Origin of the sequence: Pseudoalteromonas sp. T1lg21 (assembly GCF_002964625.1) — a bacterium.
Taxonomy (GTDB): Bacteria; Pseudomonadota; Gammaproteobacteria; order Enterobacterales; family Alteromonadaceae; genus Pseudoalteromonas; species Pseudoalteromonas gelatinilytica.
Genome location: NZ_PQBX01000060.1, coordinates 571,202 through 592,581, shown reverse-complemented (window position 1 = coordinate 592,581; position 21,380 = coordinate 571,202). Strand labels below are relative to the sequence as shown.

Annotated in this window: 18 protein-coding genes and 2 tRNA genes; 10 read left to right on the top strand and 10 right to left on the bottom strand. The window is 41.0% G+C overall.

Annotation, left to right across the window (positions count from 1 at the left end; translation table 11 throughout):
• Positions 1-34: 34 nt before the first annotated feature.
• Positions 35-1,186 (bottom strand): dicarboxylate/amino acid:cation symporter, encoded by a 1,152-nt coding sequence (locus C2M25_RS16665; RefSeq protein WP_105175327.1) that lies wholly within the window; start codon positions 1,184-1,186, stop codon positions 35-37.
• Between the two features lie 215 nt (positions 1,187-1,401).
• On the opposite strand from C2M25_RS16665, the gene C2M25_RS16660 reads away from it, so the two are divergent.
• From C2M25_RS16660 to C2M25_RS16650, 4 genes are all read left to right on the top strand, one after another.
• On the top strand, positions 1,402-2,934 hold the full coding sequence (locus tag C2M25_RS16660) for a carbohydrate binding family 9 domain-containing protein (RefSeq protein WP_234003597.1): 1,533 nt from the start codon (positions 1,402-1,404) through the stop codon (positions 2,932-2,934).
• On the top strand, positions 2,931-3,734 hold the full coding sequence (locus C2M25_RS22055; RefSeq protein WP_234003596.1) for a hypothetical protein: 804 nt from the start codon (positions 2,931-2,933) through the stop codon (positions 3,732-3,734). Before C2M25_RS16660 ends, C2M25_RS22055 begins: the two co-directional genes overlap by 4 nt.
• A 193-nt stretch (positions 3,735-3,927) precedes the next feature.
• Positions 3,928-4,896 (top strand): cysteine synthase A, encoded by a 969-nt coding sequence (gene cysK / locus C2M25_RS16655; protein WP_063707165.1) that lies wholly within the window; start codon positions 3,928-3,930, stop codon positions 4,894-4,896.
• A 148-nt stretch (positions 4,897-5,044) separates the two neighbouring features.
• Positions 5,045-5,485, top strand: a complete 441-nt coding sequence (locus tag C2M25_RS16650) for a hypothetical protein (protein WP_063707163.1) — start codon at positions 5,045-5,047, stop codon at positions 5,483-5,485.
• A gap of 73 nt (positions 5,486-5,558) precedes the next feature.
• Here the strand turns inward: C2M25_RS16650 and C2M25_RS16645 are convergent, their stop codons facing one another.
• Both C2M25_RS16645 and C2M25_RS16640 read right to left on the bottom strand, forming a co-directional pair.
• Positions 5,559-5,858, bottom strand: coding sequence for a DUF6172 family protein (locus C2M25_RS16645; protein ID WP_063707161.1), 300 nt, complete (start codon positions 5,856-5,858; stop codon positions 5,559-5,561).
• 161 nt (positions 5,859-6,019) lie between these two features.
• Positions 6,020-6,535: a VC2046/SO_2500 family protein gene (locus C2M25_RS16640; RefSeq protein ID WP_063707128.1), complete on the bottom strand. Its 516-nt coding sequence runs from the start codon at positions 6,533-6,535 to the stop codon at positions 6,020-6,022.
• A 112-nt stretch (positions 6,536-6,647) separates the two neighbouring features.
• Between C2M25_RS16640 and C2M25_RS16635 the strand changes: the two genes are divergently transcribed.
• A tRNA-Tyr gene (locus C2M25_RS16635) sits at positions 6,648-6,732 on the top strand.
• A 49-nt stretch (positions 6,733-6,781) separates the two neighbouring features.
• Positions 6,782-6,866 (top strand) — tRNA-Tyr (locus C2M25_RS16630).
• Positions 6,867-7,024: 158 nt separating this feature from the next.
• Here C2M25_RS16630 and C2M25_RS16625 read toward each other — a convergent pair.
• On the bottom strand, positions 7,025-7,705 hold the full coding sequence (locus C2M25_RS16625; protein ID WP_105175108.1) for a M48 family metallopeptidase: 681 nt from the start codon (positions 7,703-7,705) through the stop codon (positions 7,025-7,027).
• Between the two features lie 102 nt (positions 7,706-7,807).
• Here C2M25_RS16625 and C2M25_RS16620 point away from each other — a divergent pair, with 102 nt between their 5' ends.
• A complete protein-coding gene (locus C2M25_RS16620) occupies positions 7,808-8,788 on the top strand; it encodes an ion channel (protein WP_105181608.1) in 981 nt (326 codons plus the stop codon).
• Here the strand turns inward: C2M25_RS16620 and C2M25_RS16615 are convergent.
• A complete protein-coding gene (locus tag C2M25_RS16615) occupies positions 8,785-9,855 on the bottom strand; it encodes a GGDEF domain-containing protein (protein WP_063707124.1) in 1,071 nt (356 codons plus the stop codon). The two genes, C2M25_RS16620 and C2M25_RS16615, sit on opposite strands and share 4 nt — an antisense overlap.
• Positions 9,856-9,992: 137 nt before the next feature.
• Between C2M25_RS16615 and C2M25_RS16610 the strand changes: the two genes are divergently transcribed.
• Positions 9,993-13,322, top strand: a complete 3,330-nt coding sequence (locus C2M25_RS16610) for a PAS domain S-box protein (RefSeq protein ID WP_105175328.1) — start codon at positions 9,993-9,995, stop codon at positions 13,320-13,322.
• Positions 13,319-14,308 carry a response regulator gene (locus tag C2M25_RS16605; protein WP_105181607.1) on the top strand — a complete coding sequence of 330 codons (990 nt, stop codon included), beginning with the start codon at positions 13,319-13,321 and terminating at the stop codon, positions 14,306-14,308. The genes C2M25_RS16610 and C2M25_RS16605 overlap by 4 nt, the downstream gene beginning before the upstream one ends.
• A 16-nt stretch (positions 14,309-14,324) precedes the next feature.
• On the opposite strand, the gene C2M25_RS16600 is transcribed toward C2M25_RS16605, so the two are convergent.
• Together C2M25_RS16600 and C2M25_RS16595 are read right to left on the bottom strand one after the other, a co-directional pair.
• Positions 14,325-14,726 (bottom strand): VOC family protein, encoded by a 402-nt coding sequence (locus tag C2M25_RS16600; protein WP_171038313.1) that lies wholly within the window; start codon positions 14,724-14,726, stop codon positions 14,325-14,327.
• On the bottom strand, positions 14,719-15,366 hold the full coding sequence (locus C2M25_RS16595; protein ID WP_063707118.1) for an HD domain-containing protein: 648 nt from the start codon (positions 15,364-15,366) through the stop codon (positions 14,719-14,721). Before C2M25_RS16595 ends, C2M25_RS16600 begins: the two co-directional genes overlap by 8 nt.
• A 135-nt stretch (positions 15,367-15,501) precedes the next feature.
• On the opposite strand from C2M25_RS16595, the gene C2M25_RS16590 reads away from it, so the two are divergent.
• Complete coding sequence (locus C2M25_RS16590; protein ID WP_063707115.1) at positions 15,502-16,692, top strand: class I SAM-dependent methyltransferase; 1,191 nt, start codon at positions 15,502-15,504, stop codon at positions 16,690-16,692.
• Here C2M25_RS16590 and C2M25_RS16585 read toward each other — a convergent pair.
• From C2M25_RS16585 to hrpA, 3 genes are all read right to left on the bottom strand, one after another.
• Positions 16,689-16,985 carry a PilZ domain-containing protein gene (locus C2M25_RS16585; RefSeq protein ID WP_063707113.1) on the bottom strand — a complete coding sequence of 99 codons (297 nt, stop codon included), beginning with the start codon at positions 16,983-16,985 and terminating at the stop codon, positions 16,689-16,691. The genes C2M25_RS16590 and C2M25_RS16585 overlap by 4 nt on opposite strands.
• 8 nt (positions 16,986-16,993) lie before the next feature.
• The gene (locus C2M25_RS16580) at positions 16,994-17,407 is read right to left on the bottom strand and encodes a response regulator (RefSeq protein WP_267894693.1); all 414 of its coding nucleotides are present in this window, start codon (positions 17,405-17,407) and stop codon (positions 16,994-16,996) included.
• 73 nt (positions 17,408-17,480) lie between these two features.
• Positions 17,481-21,371 (bottom strand): ATP-dependent RNA helicase HrpA, encoded by a 3,891-nt coding sequence (hrpA, locus tag C2M25_RS16575; RefSeq protein WP_105181606.1) that lies wholly within the window; start codon positions 21,369-21,371, stop codon positions 17,481-17,483.
• Positions 21,372-21,380: the final 9 nt, after the last annotated feature.

Here is a 21,380-nt window from a genome sequence, read left to right as displayed (position 1 = left end):
ACGATAAATCAAAATATCGTTTCACTAATTAATTTTATGCCGAGGCTTTCTCGCTAAAACGATCAACCCATAAAGCAATAATACCATCACCCGTTACATTACACGCGGTACCAAAGCTATCTTGTGCTAAATAAAGTGCAATCATCAGTGCAACAGCACCTTCATTAAAGCCAAGCATACTTGTTAGTAGGCCCAGTGCTGACATAACAGCGCCGCCTGGTGCACCAGGTGCAGCAATCATTACAACACCTAACATCATAATAAACGGCAACATACCAAATAGTGATGGTACATCCATATTCGGTGATAAGAACATCACAGCCATTGCACATGTCACAATCGTGATTGTTGAACCAGACAAGTGAATGGTTGCACATAAAGGCACGGTAAAGTTAGCAACGTCTTCTTTTACGTTATTTGCTTTGCTTGAACGAAGTGAAACAGGAATTGTTGCAGCACTCGACATTGTACCTAAAGCAGTAAAATAAGCTGGCAGCATGTTTTTTACAAGCTCTAATGGATTACGCTTTAGTAGTAGTCCCGTTGAAACGTATAAAAATGTTAACCACAACCAATGCATAATTAATGCAGCTAATAAAACAATGCCAAAGGTTTGTAAGGTATCAACCACTGTGCCTGCGACTGTCATTTCAGCAAATACACCGGCGATGTAAAAAGGTAACGCTGGGATAATCACTTTTGCTAATAAAGCATCGATAACATCACGGCCTTGATCAGACACTTTTTTCAGTGTTTCAAGTTGTAATTGACTCATGCCAATGCCAAACACAAATGCGGTCACTAATGCCGTCATCACACTCATTAAAGGCGGGATTTCTAAATCAATAAAGCTGCCTACTTCTGTTGCTACTTCGGCTTCAAACGTTAAACCCCCATCAAATAATGGGATCATGGCACTTACCAGTAGAAACGCTAAAGTACCCGCGATTATTGTTGACCCATAAGCAAACCCAACTGTTTTGCCTAACAAGTGGCCTGAACCTTTTGGTAAGCCAGCAATACCTGATGCAATAAAAAATAAAATAATCAGGGGAATGGTAAAGGTGATCAACTGACCTATTATTTCTTTTACTGTGTAAAGGAGTTCAACACCTGTTAGTGGCACATATAAGCCCACTAAGATACCAGCAACAATACCGGCAATTAATTTTAGAATTAACTTCATAACGATCACTTCAATTTTTAGGTGGTAATCTTTTACCACGTTTTAGTTTACTTTTGTTATAAAACAGCCAAATTAACGTTTAACTGCGCAAATTACCACCACAGCTTGTCGGAATCTAATTTGAACGTAAATATATGCGCCCTGTCGCGTTGCATTTGTTAACAATGTTGCAAATTAATAACATGCTCGCAGTTTTGAATACCCGTATAGTGCTTATGTATAAATCAATATTAAGTGCCGCTCTATTGAGTGTGCCTTTTACTACCTTGGCCACCAGCCAACCTGTCACCCTCCCTTTTATTGCAGAGCAAGCAACAATTGATGGCAAGCTAAATGAGCCAAGTTGGCAACGTGCAAAAAAAATCACCATAGACAACGTCACTTGGCCTTATGAGAACAGTAAAAGCCCAGTCACCACCCACGCCTATGTTTATGAAGATGGCGAAACACTTTTTATTGGCTTTGAAGCAAACGACCCTAACCCGGAACTTATTCGTGCTTTTTACCGTGACCGAGATGCGGCATGGGATGATGACTTAGTTGGTCTAAAAATTGATTCATACAATAATTCTCAATTAGCGTATCAATTTTTTATCAATCCACTTGGTGTACAGCAAGATTCAATAGAAAACGAACTGACTAAACATGAGAGCTCATCATGGGATGGTATTTGGGATAGTGTGGGTGTTATTCACGAAAACGGATACACCGTTGAAGTTGCAATCCCCTTACGCGTACTAAATTTTGACGACAGCGTGGCAAGTAAAACCATGGCAATGGAGTTTTTACGTTTTTTACCGCGCAGTGAACGTTTACGTATCTCAAGTATGCAGATTGACCATGGTAACAACTGTTGGATTTGCCAAATGCCAAGTTACCAAGGCTTTGAACAAGCGAAGCAAGGCAACAACGTGGCAATTATTCCATCTGTGGTGCTTGGCAAAAATGAGACCCGTGATATTGATGGCTCAGAAGTGGCAGATTGGCAGTCAGAAAACAATACTGAAGCCAGTCTCGATGTAAAATGGGGGATCACCCCAGACATTACTTTAAATGCGACCATTAATCCTGATTTTTCTCAGGTCGAAGCGGATGTCGCACAATTGAGCGTGAACAATAATTTCAGTTTGTTCTTCCCTGAAAAGCGCGCCTTCTTTTTAGATAACGCTGACTACTTTGCCTCAACACTTAACCTTATTCATACCCGTAATATTGCCCAACCAGATTACGGCACGAAAATCACCGGCAGCAAAAATGGCCATACATTTGCCGGTTTCATTGCCAATGACACACGAACAAATGTGTTGATCCCGGGCAATTTAGGTTCATCGCTTGTCGCCCTCGACGAAAAAGGTGAAAACGGTGCCCTGCGTTATCGATACGATTTTGAATCAGGGTTATCACTTGGCTCAACGGCAACACACAGACAAAGTGATGACTACAAGAACACGGTTTACAGTATTGATAGTAAATACAAACCAACAGTCAACGATGTTTTTTTAGTGCAAGTATTAAAGTCACAAACGCAATACAGCCAAGACTTCATAGATGAGTTATGTGATGGAGATAACTGCTCACAGCCAGAGCAAGTAAGCTGTGAATTAAATAGTGACTGCGACTACAACGAAGGCGTACTGCGTGTTTTAAGTAAAGAACAGCAATCAGGCACTGGTTACTATGTAAAGTATCAGCACGACGAGAAATATTGGCGCGCATTTGCCGATTATAATTATGCGATGCCGATTTGAGAGCAGACTTAGGTTTTATCTCACAAGTTGATTTTAAGAAGTTTACGACTGGGGGTGAATACCGTTGGTATGGTGATAAAGGTAATTGGTGGAATCGCGCAAACCTTTATGCCGATTGGGATATTACTCATAACGAAAATAACGAACTTCTTGAAAAAGAAGCACAGACTAGCTTTTCTGTGAGTGGTCCATTACAAAGCTTTTTTGAGCTGTCTGTTGAACACAGAAACCGAACCGGCCTTCGTCATGATAAATCACGTTTAGATATTGATGGCAACACAGATATGTTTAGCGAAAATGGCGTTGGCTTTTATAGTGACTTTAAGCCAACCGCTGGGGTATTTGCTTCTTTATTTATGTATACAGGTAATGCTGTCGACTTAGCGAATAACCGCGTTGGTGATAAATTCCATATTCGCCCAGTACTGAATATGAATCTTGGTAAACATTTTGAAGTACGTTTACGTCATACTTATGAGCAGCTTGAGGCTGATGGCAGTGAAGTATTTACCGCTAATTTAAGTGATGTGCGTTTAACTTATCAATTCAACGTAAATAGCTTTGTACGCCTTGCAGTCATTTATACTGACTTAGAGCGTAATCAAGCTAATTACATAGATGATGTAGATAGCCAATATAAAAACCTCGCCACTCAACTATTGTATTCTTACAAGTTGAATCCGCAAACGGTATTCTTTGCTGGCTACTCTGATAATGGCTACCAAGATGATGAGCTTTCATCCATCACCAAAGAGCAGCGCACCTTATTTGCTAAATTTAGCTACGCTTGGTTACTCTAACCTGACTTTGCGCACCTTTGGGTGCGCGCCCTTCTTTTCCCACCTTATTACTAAATGCTATAAGCCTATTCGCTATATGTTATAGCCAAACTTTACTTTCGTTTTTTATTCACCACAGTAAAGTGTGACTATTACAGATCGGTAGCCTAAGCTATTTGGTCACGATTGAATAAATTGCTTCCAAGGGAACACTATGTCTAACATTTTTGAAGATAATTCATTAACGATTGGTAATACACCAATTGTAAAGCTTAACCGCGTAACCTCAGGTAATGTTTTTGCTAAAGTAGAATCACGTAACCCAAGCTTTAGTGTTAAATGCCGTATTGGCGCTTCAATGATCTGGGAAGCAGAAAAGTCAGGCGTATTAACCAAAGACAAAGAGCTAATCGAGCCTACATCTGGTAACACAGGTATTGCGCTTGCATTCGTTGCTGCATCACGTGGTTATAAATTAACACTGACTATGCCTAATACAATGAGCTTAGAGCGTCGTAAACTATTAAAAGCGTTAGGTGCCAACCTAGTATTGACTGATGGCGCTAAAGGCATGAATGGCGCAATCGAAAAAGCAAAAGAAATTCAAGCAAGTGAGCCTGAAAAGTACATTCTTTTACAGCAATTCGAAAACCCAGCAAACCCGAAAATTCACTTCGAAACAACGGGTCCTGAAATCTATGAAGCAATGGACGGTAAAATCGACATCTTCGTAGCAGGTGTTGGTACAGGTGGTACTATTACAGGTGTTAGCCGTTACCTTAAACTAGAAAAAGGCCTAAACGTGCAATCTGTTGCTGTTGAGCCAACTAACTCACCTGTTATTAGCCAAACTTTAGCTGGCGAAGAAATTAAACCGGGTCCTCATAAAATTCAAGGTATCGGTGCAGGCTTCATCCCTGGCAACCTTGATTTAGAAGTGATTGATGCCGCAGAGCAAGTATCAAATGAAGATGCTATTGCAATGGCTCACGAACTGATGAAAAACGAAGGTATTTTAGTGGGTATTTCATCGGGTGCTGCAGTCGTTGCTGCAAAACGCCTTGCTGAAAAACCTGAAAACGCAGACAAAAATATCGTGGTAATTTTACCAAGTGCAACTGAGCGTTACTTATCTAGTCCATTATTTGCTGAAGAATTCAGCGACAAAGAGCTTGTTCAGTAATAACAACTAAGTTGTCAAAAAAGGATGCAGAGATGCATCCTTTTTTATTACCCAAAATAAATAAAACCAATAATTTTACCGAGTTAACTTTACATCAAGCTGATTTAGTCACACACTTAATCTCAAGTTAACTCGTAAAACAACAACAATGAAAAATATACTCTTAATTTTTGTTCTATTAAGTAGCTGCTTTCTTTTCGGTTGCGGTTCTGAAGATGCGCCTAAAGGCGAAAAAAACACCCCTGGTAATGTGGCGACTCTGTATTTCGATGCCTTATATAACCAAAACGATTTGAACCTTGCTATGGAATACGCCACCCCAAAAATGGCGCGTATTATGAAATCTTACGGTACCGCTGGGCAGTTCGCTCGCAACCTAGTCAATATGCAATACGACGAGGTGGTAATTGAAGTCGATATGACCAATATGAGTCTACGCGAACAATACGGTGATAAAGCCAATATCAATTTAATCTTCACAGGCTACTTTAACGGTAAAAAAGTTGATGATATGCGCAGTGTGAAAATGATGCGTAAAAAAGGCAATTGGTACATAGAAAAAATCAATGCCGATCCATTTGCACGTTGATTAATTACTAAAACTAAAAAAGGGCCTGAAGGCCCTTTTTTGGTAAGAGTATAACTGCAGAACAGTATGGATATTACTCTTCGTCAAACTCTTGCTGTTGACGCTGTGCAGGACGCGCTAAGATCTCAACGTAGAACGATGTAAGCCCTTTAGCTTCAATATCGCTGATACATTTATTAATCTCTGCCACGTGAACGACATTGGCCTCATCCGCTGATTCACCAAACTTACAGTCAAACGCCCAATAATCGGCATCTGCTGGGAGTGTTTTATTACGCTCACGTTTTAAGTATTTTTTTACTTCGTGCTTGGCTGCATCAACCATACGAGGGTATTTAATTTTCTCGTGGTTTAGCGTGAATGTTTTCTTCATTATAGTCCTAGTAACTTGGTTCAATGACAATGGCAAAAGCCATAGACTGCTATTATAACAAGCACATCTTAATTTAGCTGTACTTTTTGCAGTTTTACTTAAATATAAGTGTATTCTTAGTTTATTCGTAGTCTATGACAGTTCGATTAAGCCACTTATACTTAAGCTGTAGCTAAATGTAGGGGTTGATGTATCGCCTCGTCGGTAAGGCTATCATAAAATGCAGCAGCGTCGATTTGTGGGCGCTCCACAGGTTTATTTTTTTCATAAAAACGTTTTCTAACTGCTGGCTCACAGTTATCAATCACTTCAAGTGGCACATGCAGCTTGTCATCACGGACATTCAGCGGTTCTGGGTTTAAGCAATGATGTAACCTAATATCCGACAAACCACCTTGCAGTAATTTAAATGCATTGTCTTGGCCTATCAACATATCGAATTGTTCAGGAGCTAATGGTTGTGATGGACCAGCACCGAGTTCTTTACGCAGAACCGATTCAGATACATCAGGACTGGTTAATTCTGTTTTTGGCAGGTGAAACTGGCTAAAATCGAGCGCATCATGAGAAAGCATTGCTAGTAATAAAGCAAACTCTCCAGAGCGGTGCTCGTGTACACTTTTATTTAGACGATTATCGAGTTGACTCTCAGTGAGCAACAAACCATCAATCTGCATAGTCTTTAGCCAAATAGTTTCTTGATTAACCAGTTATCGGCATTTATGCATTTTTCTTTAGTTTTTTTCTTTACTTAAATAATCAGTTTGCTATTATCAGCGCCGTTGCATTGGAGGGGTTCCCGAGCGGCCAAAGGGATCAGACTGTAAATCTGACGGCTCAGCCTTCGCTGGTTCGAATCCAGCTCCCTCCACCACTTTCCTTCTTAGAAAAGTGGGGCCAAATGCAATAGTAAAAATCTGTGTGGAGGGGTTCCCGAGCGGCCAAAGGGATCAGACTGTAAATCTGACGGCTCAGCCTTCGCTGGTTCGAATCCAGCTCCCTCCACCACTCTTTACTCTTTCTACCTTTACTCTTTCTACCTTTGCTCTTTCTACCTTTGCTCTTTCTAACTTTACTCTTTCTAACTTTACTCTTTCTAACTTTACTCTTTCTAACTTTACTCTTTCTAACTTTACTCTTTCTAACTTTACTCTCGCTAACTTAAGCTACCAACTCAAACTACTTCCATTTGCTTTAAGCCATTGCTCTGCTTTTTTATAATTTGGATAAAACTGGCTCACACGTTGCCAAAACTTAGCGCTATGGTTCATATGCAAAAGATGCGCAAGTTCGTGTACAACCACATAATCAATCACCCAGGTTGGCGCACTTGCTAAATGTAGATTAAAAGTCAGCTCGCGGCGCTTATTACAACTGCCCCAACGACGTTTATAATGTTGAATTTTAAGCTTTGTAGGGAGTGCTTCAGACATCTGTACACAATAATCATGAACACGCATTTCAATATAGCTCTCAAGCTTTTCATGTAAAAACTGCTCAAGCAATGCTAGGTAGTTAGCTTCTTGATGTTTGACGCGCGATGAAATAGATAAGGTAAGCCTAGCGTGTGCATCTTGTTGCCACATGCTTTTAGTGCCTTTTGCAAATACTATCGGAACATCTTGCCCAAACAACTTAATTGTCGCGTTTGCAAGAGGAAGTTGACGGCGTTCAGCATGAATGGATTGTTTGGCAATTTGTTCAGCGACCCAATCTTGCTTGGTCTTAAGCCAGGCATCAATCTCAGTTTGTGGAACATAAAAAGGTGCATAAACAGTGAGTTTCTGCTGGGCAACTTTAATTGCCACTGTGGTTCTGCGTTTACTGCGCTTTAAGGTGTAATCCAACAAAGATAAGCCAATTCAATTAATAAATATGAGAGATTCCATTTTACCCTGTCAAATAGCTGCTAATCTATAAAGATGACTCACAAATAAGTTTTCATCTTTATGCCTGACAAACCATGTTGTAGTTATATTTCCCCAACAGGTAACAAGTGCCAAGAAACAGATATGGGCTCTGGATTTTGCTTTTGGCATGATAGTAAATTTGATAAATCAGGGCTAGATCTAACCCAAAAATTAGAGCGCTATGCAAAAAAAGGTGGCTTATTAGAAGGCCTGCAATTGCAAAGAGCGAACCTTTCAGGGTTAGACCTGATCAAGCAGGATGACGAAGAAGGTTATGATCTCTCCTATTGTAATTTTTATCGTGCGAATTTAACGGGCGCTCATTTATTTAATAATAAAATAGCCAACGCTTCATTAATGAAAGCCAATTTACATAGTGCGAGTTTACATTACTGTGATTTAAAAAATACCAACTTATTGGGCATCAAACTCAACGACAGCAGAATTGATAATATCGAGTTGGGTAACCAATTATTACAAGAAGCGGCTGCATTTAAAGCACGTAAAAATAAACAGCATGATGAAGCACGAGACTTATTTGAGCAATCTGAAGAAATATATCGCAATTTAAGAAAAGCCTCTGAACATCAAGGGCTTTTTGAGCTCGCCGGTAACTTCACCTACAAAGAATTAAGAATGCGTCATGCGCAATACCGAAAAGGCTCAACCAAGCAAATTACTTCCAGCTTTATAGATATGCTCTGTGGTTATGGCGAAAAGCCCGAAAATGTCATTCGCTTTAGTCTGTCACTCATTATTTGCTGTGCATTTTGTTATTTCCTATTTGGGGTAAGTTACCAAGATTCTGTCATGCAACTGAGCTTTGAAAATTCATTTCAAAGCAATTTGTCGGCATTGTTGAATAGTTTTTACTTCAGCGTGGTGACTTTTACAACCCTTGGCTATGGTGACATTACGCCAATAGGTTTTTCGAGGTTAATCGCAGCCATAGAAGCATTTTGTGGTAGCTTTTCGCTTGCTTTATTCGTCGTTGTTTTTGTAAAGCGTATGACTCGCTAACGCATAATGTATGAACCCTTATGCTCTTTTGCCTGATACATTTTTTTGTCGGCTCGATTAATTAACTCTTCAGCATCTACCGTGCTATCAAGTGGCGCTGCAATAAGACCAAAACTTAGATGAAGCTCAGGGTATTGTTGTTCAAATGCGGCTATAAGTTTTTCACAAATAGTAAAGGCGCTATCTAACTCGCAATCGGGTAAGATGATGCAAAATTCATCGCCGCCATAACGGCACGGTATATCAATCTCGCGAATATTATCAAGTAAGTATTGGCCTATATATTTAAGGACTTCGTCGCCTTTTAAATGCCCTTGTGTATCATTTACTGACTTAAAGTCATCGAGATCAAAATAAACAACCGTTAATGGCGATTTGTGACGTCTGGCTCTGGCAAGGTCGCGTTGTAATAGCTCTTGCATGACACGCCGGTTGTAGAGGTTAGTAAGTGGGTCAAGCTTAGCTAGCTTCTCAAGTTCTTGAGTACGCTGAGCGACTTTTTCTTCAAGGCCTTTCGCATAGACTTCGGTGCGGCGTTTCGCATTTTCAATTTCGCCCACTAAGCTGTCGATATAAGTATCAAAGACCAAAGTCGTATCAAAGTAAATCAATTTATCAATGATGTTAAGGGTATGATTTAACTCATCTTGATTGCTTATTGTGGTGCGAAGCACATTAAAAATGAGTTCTTTTAAAGTACACACCGCCGATAAGTAAAGCTTAGGTTCAACACCAATACGCTTATGCACCATACCAATACGTAGACGGTTGTTAACATATTCATGCTCGTAACGACCACAAAATAAATCGATTATATACTGCCTTTGTGCATCTCTGAGCCGTGTTAAAGTATCCGCATCACCAATTAATAACGAAATTTCATCTACTTCGGTTTGCTTTTTATAAAACTCATTAACCACATTTTCAATGGCTGATTCTATAATGGGCTTGTAGTTTAATAATGATGAGAGACTGTTTGAAGTCAGCCCTAATAAACTCATTCTGTGCTGAATTTCTACATCATTAATTTGCATTTGTTCAACTAAAGTTTGCTCGGTTCTTCTCATCTACCCACCTCGAACTACTCCTTTTTAATTAAATATAGCCAAGGTTTTGAATCCTACGTACTTAAGTGATAGGTTTTTCTCTAAATTCAGAACAATTTGTATTAGACTGCTATTACAAGCCGTTTCAAAAAAATATTATGCTCGCGAAATTTTTTATAACCGATCAAGACCCCAGCTTCATAGTAAGTGGTGTCTATGATTCAAGCTTAGTTGCTCTTTCTATTGCTACGGCTATTTTTGCTGCTTATTTTTCACTCCATATCATTGATTTAGCAAATAGAACTCAATTTGATTCGTACCGTAAATTAGGCAGTGCAACAGGTGCCTTGGTGATGTCAGGTGGGATTTGGAGTATGCACTTTATCGGCATGCTGGCTTTTTCATTGTGCACCACCGTGGAGTACGACCCTACACTGACATTTTTTTCATTTATTCCTGCATTTTTAGCCTGCTATACCGCATTTTCATTTTTGAAACGCAAAGATTTAAAGCAAATACCAACAACAATAAAGCTACTCATTGGCTCTGTATTACTTGGCTCTGGCATTGGTGCGATGCACTACTCGGGCATGGCCGCCATGCAAATGAGTCCGCTGCTTCGCTACGACCCGGCTTGGTTTGCAGCATCAATTGTGGTGGCAGTTGCATTATCTTTTGTCGGCTTATATGCGCGATTTCACTTAGGCGAGCACTTTAAAAAACTCACTGTGTTACAAACCCGAATCATTTGCGCCATTATATTTGGCTTTGCTGTAGCGGGTATGCACTATATGGGAATGGCCGCCACCCGCTTTGTTGCAACCTCACCTTTGTTATCTGAAAACGTTCAAACGTCGCAACTTACTTTTATCGCCATTAGCGTTTCATTTGCTACCGTATTATTGACTGCTCTGGTTGGGATTATTAACGGCATGGTGCGTTTTCGCTTATTACTTGCTGAAAAATCGGCAGAAGAGTCGCGCTTAGATGCCATTTTAGGCACCGCAATAGATGGTATCGTAACAATTAATATTCATGGCATTATTTTAAGCTTTAATAAATCAGCAGAAACTATTTTTGGTTGGCGCCAAGACGAAGTACTGGGCAAAAACGTAAAACTATTAATGAACGACGATATAGCCGCGCAACATGATGGTTACTTAGCTGATAGTAGCAGGCATGAAGTTAAAAAAGTGATTGGCGTTAACCGTAATGTGTTTGCGAAGCACAAAGATGGTCATTTATTTCCTATTCGACTTGGCCTTGGTGAAGTAAAACAGCCTAACGCAGAAACACTGTTTGTTGGCTTTATAACCGATTTAACAGAGCAACGTGCACTACAGCAAAGTCTCGAAGAAAAAGAGAAACAATATCGTACCTTAATGAACAATACCCCAGGCGCTGTATTTCGTTGTTTGTTAGATGAACACTGGACGATGAAGTTTATAAGCCCCAGTGTTTCTGACTTAACAGGTTACAGCCCTCAAGAATTTACTGATGGTAAAATTACATTTGCTCAAATCATTAATAACGATGATGTAGCGCATATTGATGAAGTTATGGAAAAAGCCATAGCTGAAAGAAACCAATATGCGGTTGAGTACCGCATTCGCCATCGAAATGGCAAAGTTGTGTGGGTTTTAGACCAAGGAACAATTAACGAAAATAGTGATTCTAAACAAAAGTGGATCGATGGTGTACTGATTGATATCACCGCTCGTCACGAATATGAAGAATCACTCAAAAAGGCTAAGCAAGAAGCTGAAGCCGCAGCACAAGCAAAACAATCATTTATGGCAAATATGAGCCATGAAATTCGCACGCCAATGAATGCGATAATCGGCTTTAGCGACATATTAATGGATAGTCCTCTTAGTAAAGAGCAACAAAAACATATTATTACCGTCAATAAATCAGCTCGCTCACTGCTGCATTTGCTCAATGAAGTACTAGATTCTGCAAAGTTAGAAAAAGGCAAACTCGATATTCATGCTGAGCACTTTAACTTACAAGCCTTGCTCGACAATATCGTCTCGACTTTTTGGCTTGAGGCGAAGCGTAAAGATATTCTGCTTGATTTGATTATCGCTGATAATGTTGCGCCTATTTATATTGGCGATGAATCCCGTATTCGCCAAGTGATGAATAACCTCATCGGTAATGCGATTAAATTTACAGAGCAAGGGTCTGTCACAATTACGGTGAGTCAAACTCAAAATAAACAATTGTTTTTCGAAGTACAAGACAGCGGGATAGGCATAGCCAAGCACCGCTTAGACGCTATTTTCCAGCCATTTGAACAAGCCGATGGTACCATGACACGCCGATTTGGTGGCACAGGCCTTGGTACGACTATCAGTAAGCAGCTTGTTGAATTAATGGGTGGTTCAATTGGTGCTATTAGTGAAGAAGGTAAAGGCAGCTGCTTCTACTTTAGCCTTCCTTTACAAGAAGGTGATATCAGCCAAGTCGATACCCTAACTTGTAATCAATTAAACTTACCAAAACTTCGCATATTAGTGGTTGATGACATTGAGCAAAATGTTGAGCTACTGAACATTTTATTATCGCAAGCTGGGCACACCATCAGTACGGCTCACAATGGTCTTGAAGCCATTGCAGCATTTGAACAGCAAAGCTTTGATGTGATTTTGATGGATATACATATGCCGGAATGTGACGGCATTACGGCCTGTAAAGAAATCCGCGAAATAGAGAAAATCAGATGCTTAAAAATTACACCTATCATCGCGTTGACGGCGAGTGTTTTACAACAAGATAAAATTACTACAAAGCAGGCCGGTATGAATGGCTTTGCGAATAAACCCGTTGATATTAACCAGCTGAACCATGAAATTGCGAAAGTGCTTGGTTTAGAAGTAAATAAAATCACTAACAATAAAGTCGGTGATGAGAAAAAGCACATCAACTACGACAAAGGTGTTTTGATGTGGGGAAGCAAAGAGAAATTAAATACGGAAATTGGCTTATTCCTAAGCAATCATCAACAGAGTATTCTACGACTGACGGAACCAATGCTCAGTGAAGAAGAACAAAAAGCAATTTTGCATACTCTTAAAGGAGTCGCGGGTAATTTAGCCCTCGCAAAATTATTATACTTGTTATCAAACGCTGAGAAAGAACGTGAAAAGGAAAGCTTCCCTACACTCATTGCAGAGTGCGAACAGGAATGGCAAACGCTGATTGCATTGCTTGCAGATCAGCCGCAGTCTAGTTCACAACAGCAACCCATACACGAAACGTCGTTGGGCGCATTTATTAGCCAAATTGAGGCACTGCAAGCGCAAGCTGAGCATGCAGAAATAGACGATGATTTATTAAGCCTGGTGCAATCCCAAGCACCGGCAACCTACCAAGATCAGGTTGTTGAAATTTGTGCGCATTTTGAAAACTTTGACTTTGATGCAGCAAGCACTGCTTTATCAGCTTTAAAGCATACTCTCCAAGCTGCTAAGGAACACGTATGACGCAAATCTCAGAACGTGCAAGAATTTTGGTCGTCGATGATGAACCAGCCAATTTAAAAGTGATCCGTGAAGTACTCGCTAAAGATTATCGCTTATCGTTTGCAAAATCTGGCGAGCTTGCTCTTCAGCTTATTGAGAATGAACCTCCTAAATTGATTTTGCTCGATATAATGATGCCCGACATGAGCGGCTTTGAAGTTTGTAAAGTATTGAAAGCAAATCCTAAAACTGCTCATATCCCTGTTATCTTTGTTACCGCACTTTCTCATGAGCAGGATGAGTCTGAAGGCTTTGCTCTAGGTGCAGTCGATTATATTACCAAACCAATTAGCCCTGCGATTGTCAGGGCGCGTGTTAAAAATCATTTATCTTTAGTGCAAGCTGAACAACTACAATTAGCCCACATTGATTTGATCCAACGTTTAGGCCGCGCTGCAGAATATAAAGACACCGACACCGGTGAGCACATTGCAAGAATGAGCCGCTACAGTAAAGTACTCGCCCTTGCCTATGGCATGAGCGAGTACGAGGCAGAGCAGCTTAAACAGGCAGCGCCTATGCATGATGTCGGTAAGATAGGCATTCCTGATTCAGTGCTATTAAAACCTGGACGCTTGAACGAAAACGAATACGAACACATGAAACAACATGCCTTAATCGGTGCGAAAATTTTAGAGAACTCAACTTCGCCGTTATTGCAACTTGCTCATAAGCTTGCCCTTGAACACCATGAAAAATGGGATGGTACGGGTTATCCGTATGGCCTGAAAGGCGAAGAAATTAGTATTGAAGGCCGTATTGTCACCATTGCAGATGTGTTTGATGCTTTAACCTCAAAACGCCCTTATAAAAAAGCCTGGTCGGTTGAAGAAGCGCTCGACTTATTGAAAGACGAAGCTGGTAAGCATTTTGACCCGCAACTAGTTGATTTATTTATCGGCCAAATAGATAGCATCATAGAAATCAAAAACACTTATACCCGCTAATAGCGTATTAAAGGCCTCATTTGAGGCCTTGTTTAATTGCATCGTAATCATGCGAAGTAATTTCATGGCTGTTTCCAGCACAATCTTTAAAATACATTGAAAAAGTAACACCATGGTCAGCAACAAGGGTTTTAACATCAAATTGAGCGAGATGCTCAAGCCATGCTAAAAACTGTGCTGCATTTGCGCCAAAGGCAATTCCTTTGCTTCTACCGTCTGCTTCAAAGAGTGCTAAACGAATCGTCTTTGCTTGATCTTCTAAGGTTAAAGGCCCTTGTCCTTCATCCCAAAATGCGAGTTCTGGTACCACATTAAAACCAAGTACTTGCTGATACCACTTTAGCGCAGCCGATAAATCATCAACATTTAAGTGGCAATGATCAACACCACATAAAGATGGAATAGCCATGTTACTCACCAATTTCGGTTTTTAACTGCTCTAAAAATTCGAGCATGTAAGCTGTGCGTCGTTTAGCTTCATCTTTTGCCGATGGCGTGTTCATACTCTCGCTAATGTGTAACAGCTTAATGAAAAAATGATCGAGGGTGTATTTTGTATCGTCAGGTTCACGGTTTAAGCAAAATGGATCGTCTTTATGATACAGATAACGACCAATTGAGCCCCCTACTTTCATGCAGCGACTCACACCAATTGCACCTAAAGCATCCATTCGATCCGCGTCTTGCACAATTTGCGCTTCGACACTTTGGACTTTGATATTGGCACTAAAGCTATGTGCCGCAATAGCATGATGAATAGCACTAAAATACTGCTCAGGATAATTAATTGAAGCTAAAAAACTTAACGCCTTATCTGCAGCCATGGTCGATGCTTTTGCCCTGTCTGGGTGGTTTTTTGCAACCGCAACACAATCATGTAACCAAGCTGCGGGTAACACCACAGTCATTTCTGCCTGCTCGGCAATACATAATTGTTTTGCAACCCTCACTACTCGCTCAATATGACTAATATCGTGTGCGACATCGGCATGGAGTAAAGACAAAATAAAGTCTCGACACTGAGTTTCTAAAGCTGCAAAGTCTATTTCTGGCTGCATATACTGGCTATCACCATTAACTGATTGAAATTATGCTTACTTTAGCGTGCTTACTGGATTTGTTCAAAACATTCATTGTATGTTTGCCAGTGCTTCATTAAACTATGCCCCCTTTTGTTTGACGCGAGAATCCCTATGTCATCTGCTATTTACCTGCAAGCTGGACGAGAAAAATCATTAAAAAGAAAACACCCATGGGTGTTCTCAAAAGCCATTAAAAAAGTAAAAGGTAAGCCAGGACTAGGTGACACTGTCACTATCTATGACAATGACGGTAAGTTTTTAGCGATTGCAGCTTACAGCCCGCAATCGCAAATTCGCGCTCGCGTATGGAGCTTCGATCAAAACGAAGTTATTGACCAAGCATTTTTTGAAAAACGTTTGCGCCGTGCCTATGCTGCGCGCGAACAGGTGATCAGCGAAGGCGGCTTAACAGGTTTTCGTTTAAGCGCTGCAGAATCTGACTACTTGCCAGGCATCACTATCGATAAATTTGATAATGTATTGGTGTGCCAACTGCTTAGTGCCGGTGCAGAGCGCCATAAAGGTGAAATTGTTGCTGCACTAATGACGATTTTCCCAGGCTGCGATATTTATGAACGTTCGGACGTTGATGTTCGCACCAAAGAAGGCCTTGAGCCAATCAAGGGCCTACTTTGGGGCAAGGAACCAACTGAGCCAGTCATCATTGAAGAAAATGGCTTAAAACTCGAGGTAGACATTCTTGAAGGCCACAAAACTGGCTTTTACTTAGACCAACGTGATAGCCGTGCAGCCCTTGAGCGCTTTGTTAAAGACAAAACAGTATTAAACTGCTTTAGCTACACAGGTACTTTCTCGCTCTATGCTTTGCGTGGCGGTTGTAAACACGTTACTAACGTCGATGTATCGCAGCCAGCGCTCGATACGGCTAAGCGTAACGTTGAGCATAACAACCTTGATTTATCGAAAGTTGATTTCGTGAAACAAGATGTCTTTAAGTTATTGCGCCAATACCGCGATGAAGGTGTGCAATTTGATACTATCGTTATGGATCCACCAAAATTTGCTGACAACAAAGCGCAGTTAACCGGTGCTTGCCGTGGTTATAAAGATATTAATATGATTGCGATGCAAATCTTAAAACCAGGTGGCACTTTACTTACCTTCTCGTGCTCTGGATTAATGGAACAAAATTTATTTCAAAAAGTGGTTGCGGATGCAGCCCTTGATGCAGGTAAAGACTTATTAATTATGGAACGACTGAACCAAGCTGCCGACCACCCAATTGCTGGCAGCTACCCAGAAGGCTTTTATCTTAAAGGCCTGATCTGTAAGGTTTACTAGTTAAAATTTACAATTTCTAAACCGGCACTCAAGGAGCCATCTTGCTCCTTGGTTGCTCGCACAACTTTAGCTGTGGCATCAAACGAAGTAATTGCTGTACTTGTAGAAGCAATTAACACCCGATAAAGACTGCCTATTTCTAAAACTTCATCAAGGTGAATTGCCAGCCCTGTTGCACTTAAATCAGTGCACGTCACCTGAATTTCTTCGCCATTAACTGCATCTAATGGGATTAGTTTTGCAGGGGTATGAATTTGCATGCGGCGAAAATCGCGTTTCTCCTCATGAAACATATGGCCTCCTATACCAGTGTTTTTATTTTCTCTATTAATGTTTTAACAGAAAAAGGCTTCACTACATAGGCGTCGCAACCGGCATCAAACCCCGCTTTTTGTTCAAGCTCGGTTTCAAGACCAGACACCATGACAACAGGAATTTGCTCTGTTTCTGGGGTGTTTTTTAGTAATCGGCAGGTATCATAACCATCTAAGCCCGGCATACACACATCGAGTAGTATAGCATCCGGCGGCTCAGCAATAGCCGATGTTAAGCACGATGTGCCTGAGTTTGCATAGCTTAACGAAAACTCATTCCCAAGGCTTGCTTTGAGCATTTCAAAATTAAAATATTCATCATCGACGACCAAAATGGTTGGTCGCGGTCGATTTACCGTACGCTCAGGAACTGAGATCGGTCTTTCCTTTTCTATGCCCACATAATCTCCTTTTAGCATCTGTGTTCTTAACTAAAAGCAAGGAGGCGCCAACCTCATTACTCATTCCTTAGTATTATAACTCACATTCTTTGATTGCGTTTAAAACACGTTTAGCAGATACAGGATAAGGCGTCCCTAGTGTTTGTGCAAATAAAGAAACACGTAACTCCTGCTGCATCCAAAATATCGCACTGATCTCTTCAGGAATTGGCATTCCCTTAGGGATTTTGTTCGCTAATTTTTGATATTGCTCAGCTACTTTTTCAAGCTCAAGCACACACAACCTATCACGATTAGGATCAACAGGTAGCTTTTCTAAGCGGCGTTCAATGGCTTTTAAGTAACGAATTAAATCCGTCATCTTTGCTGCACCATGCTGGCTAACAAAGCCTTTGAACACTAAGCTTTGTAACTGTGATTTAATATCGCCGTGCGCTGTTATCATGGTTAAATCAACACGCCCTTTCATACGTTTATTTAAACCATGAGCAATACTCAACACTTGCTCTACTTGGGTAGCGATCTCAACAACCGTGTCACCGAGCTCGCCGCGAATTTGCTCTTTCGCCTTTTCAAACGCATCTGCAGTGCGAATGTTGCCATATTTAGTTAATAAGCTATCAACGGCTGCAGCGATACAGTCATCAATTAAGTCATTGACCTTACCAAACGGATTAAAGTACAAACCTAATTTAGATTTGTTCGGTAAATTTTGCTGTAAATACTTAATCGGTGATGGCACGTTTAATAACACTAAGCGACGTAAACCTTGTTGGTGCGCCTGTTGTGCTTTGTGTTCATTATCAAATAACTCAACCGCTGCTGAGTCTTTTTTATCCACCAGCGCTGGAAACGCTTTGATTTCGTATTGACCTTGCTTTTTCACGTAAGAGCTTGGTAACTCACCAAAGCTCCACTCAGTCAAATCAGCTTTTTCTATACCCTTGTCGGCTACTTTCGATAAGGTATCCGTTACCTTACCTTGTAACTGGGCTTTTAGTTTAGATAAATTTAAACCGCGAGCGAGTAACTTATCGTGTTCATCGCGTACCTCAAACTGTAAGCGTAAATGCGGAGCAAGGGTTGATAAATCCCATGCATCTGGCTCAACACGTACACCTGTCATACGTAATAAGCGCGTGCTAATTGCATCAATTAAGTTGCCTTGCATCGGCTCGATTGCAGCAAGTACCGCATCGGCGTAGTTTGGCGCAGGCACAAAGTTGCGACGAATCGTTTTTGGTAGCGACTTGATAAGCGCACAAATTAACTCATGCCTAAATGCAGGAATATGCCAATCAAAACCGGTTTCTTGTACTTGGTTTAACAATGCAACTGGAATTTGTACCGCAACACCATCAACGGCTTGCCCTGGATCAAAATGATAAGCCAGTGGTAATAATAAGTTCTCTTGCTGCCAAGTATCTGGGTAATCAAACTCGGTAACATGATCAGCACCATGCTGCATTAATTCTTCTCGAGACATGTGCAAAAAGCGCTTATCTTTTTGCTTTTGTCCCTTCCACCACTTATTAAACGCGGCACGGTTATTTACATCTTGCGGAATTTTCTTGTCGTAGAATTCAAATAAGGTTTGTTCATCAACCAAGATATCACGGCGGCGAGATTTATTTTCGAGTACCTGAATATCTTCAATTAGCTCTTGGTTAAATTGTAAAAAGCCTTCATTTTGACCCAGCTCTTGCTCTACCAATGCTGTGCGAATAAATAACTCGCGACTTACTTTCGGGTCAATATTGCTGTATACACAGCGGCGCTTATTTACAATTAATAGGCCATACAAGGTTTGCTGTTCAAACGCGATAACTGCACCCGGCTTTTTCTCCCAATGCGGTTCGCTATAGCTGCGTTTCACTAAATGCTGCGCAAAGCCTTCAACCCATTTCAAGTCTATGCGCGCATTGATGCGAGCATAAAGCTTACTGGTCTCAACAAGCTCAGCTGCCATGATCCATTTTGGGCTCTTTTTAAATAATCCTGAGCCAGGGAAAATATGGAACTGGCTGTTGCGTGCGCCTTTATAGATTTGTTTTTCATCTTTAAAACCAATATGACTTAACATACCGCTTAATAAAGATTGATGGATTCTCTCGCTATCAGCAACATTGGTAGTAGCCTTCATGCCCATTTCATTACAGACCGTTGATAACTGATAAACAATATCTTGCCATTCACGGATACGCATATAGGCTAAAAAGTCCTTTTGGCATAACTTTCTAAATTGGCTATTGCTCAATTCAGATTGCTGCTCTTCAAGGTAATTCCAAAGATTTAAAAAGGCGATAAAATCTGAATCAGGGTCGTCAAAACGGCCGTGCTTTTCATCCGCTGCACCGCGTTTTTCTTGGGGTCGCTCTCTTGGGTCTTGAATAGACAATGCCGCAACAATAATGATCACTTCACGCAGCGCACCTAAGCCATCAGCAGTTAGTACCATTTTCGCTAAACGCGGATCAACCGGTAAACGGCTTAAGCTTCTGCCTGAATTGGTAAGTTCAGTCTTCTTATGACGTTTAGCCGGCTTAATGGCTTCGAGTTCTTCAAGTAGCGTTAAACCATCATTGATATTGCGGCTATCTGGCGCTTGCACAAACGGGAACTGCTGCATGTCGCCAAGCCCCAAACCGAGCATTTGCAAAATAACAGAGGCTAAGTTAGTGCGTAAAATTTCAGGGTCGGTAAACTCTGGGCGCGAATTAAAGTCTTCTTCACTGTATAAGCGAATACAGATACCCGCTTCGATACGACCACAGCGACCTTTACGCTGATTGGCACTGGCTTGTGAAATTGGCTCAATCGGTAATCGTTGTACCTTAGTACGGTAGCTATAACGGCTAATTCGCGCAGTACCTGGGTCAATAACATAACGAATACCCGGTACCGTTAGTGACGTTTCAGCCACGTTGGTGGCTAAAATAATATGACGACGGCTGTGCGGCGCAAAAATTCGGTTCTGTTCAGCGTTTGATAAACGCGAATATAGCGGTAAAACATCCGTGCCTTTGAGGTTTCGCTTTGATAACGCATCAGCGGTATCGCGAATTTCTCGTTCACCGTTCATAAAAATCAGAATATCGCCGGGGCCTTCATCGCACAGCTCATCAACGGCATCAAATATCCCCTGTAATTGGTCACCATCCGCTTCCATCTCGTCTTTGTTGATATCAGTGGTTGGTCTATAACGAACCTCTACTGGGAAAGTACGACCGGATACTTCGATGATGGGGGCATCGTCAAAATGTTTAGAAAAACGCTCAGGATCAATTGTTGCTGAGGTAATAATAACTTTTAAGTCGGGACGCTTTGGCAGTAAGTTTTTTAAATAGCCTAAGATGAAATCGATATTTAAGCTGCGTTCGTGGGCCTCATCGATGATGATGGTATCGTACTGATTTAGGTATCTGTCTTGTTGAATTTCAGCCAGCAAAATACCGTCTGTCATCAATTTAATGTAGCTATTGTCAGAGACTTGGTCACTAAAACGAATTTTAAAACCCACTTGTTGACCCAGCTCGCATTGCATTTCTTCTGCAATACGATTTGCGACACTTCGAGCCGCGAGTCGACGAGGCTGAGTGTGACCAATGTATCCATCAACACCCCGGCCAAGCTCTAAACACATTTTTGGGATCTGCGTCGTTTTACCAGAACCTGTTTCACCGGCAATGATCACCACTTGGTTATTGGCAATCGCCTGTTTAATATCATCTTTCTTTTGGCTAACAGGAAGTTGTTCTGGATAGGTCACTTTAGGCAAGGCAGCCAAACGATGCTCGCGTAATTGCTGCGAACGGCTAATATCTTCAGCTATTTTTTGCGCTATGCTCGCTTGCTTAGTTTCATCGTTGATTTTTTTGATGCCATGAAGGCGTTTTTTGAAGATGAATTGATCTTTGCGTAAACACGTTTTTAATTCGCCGAACAGCGGACCTAGGTTAACCACCCGATACCC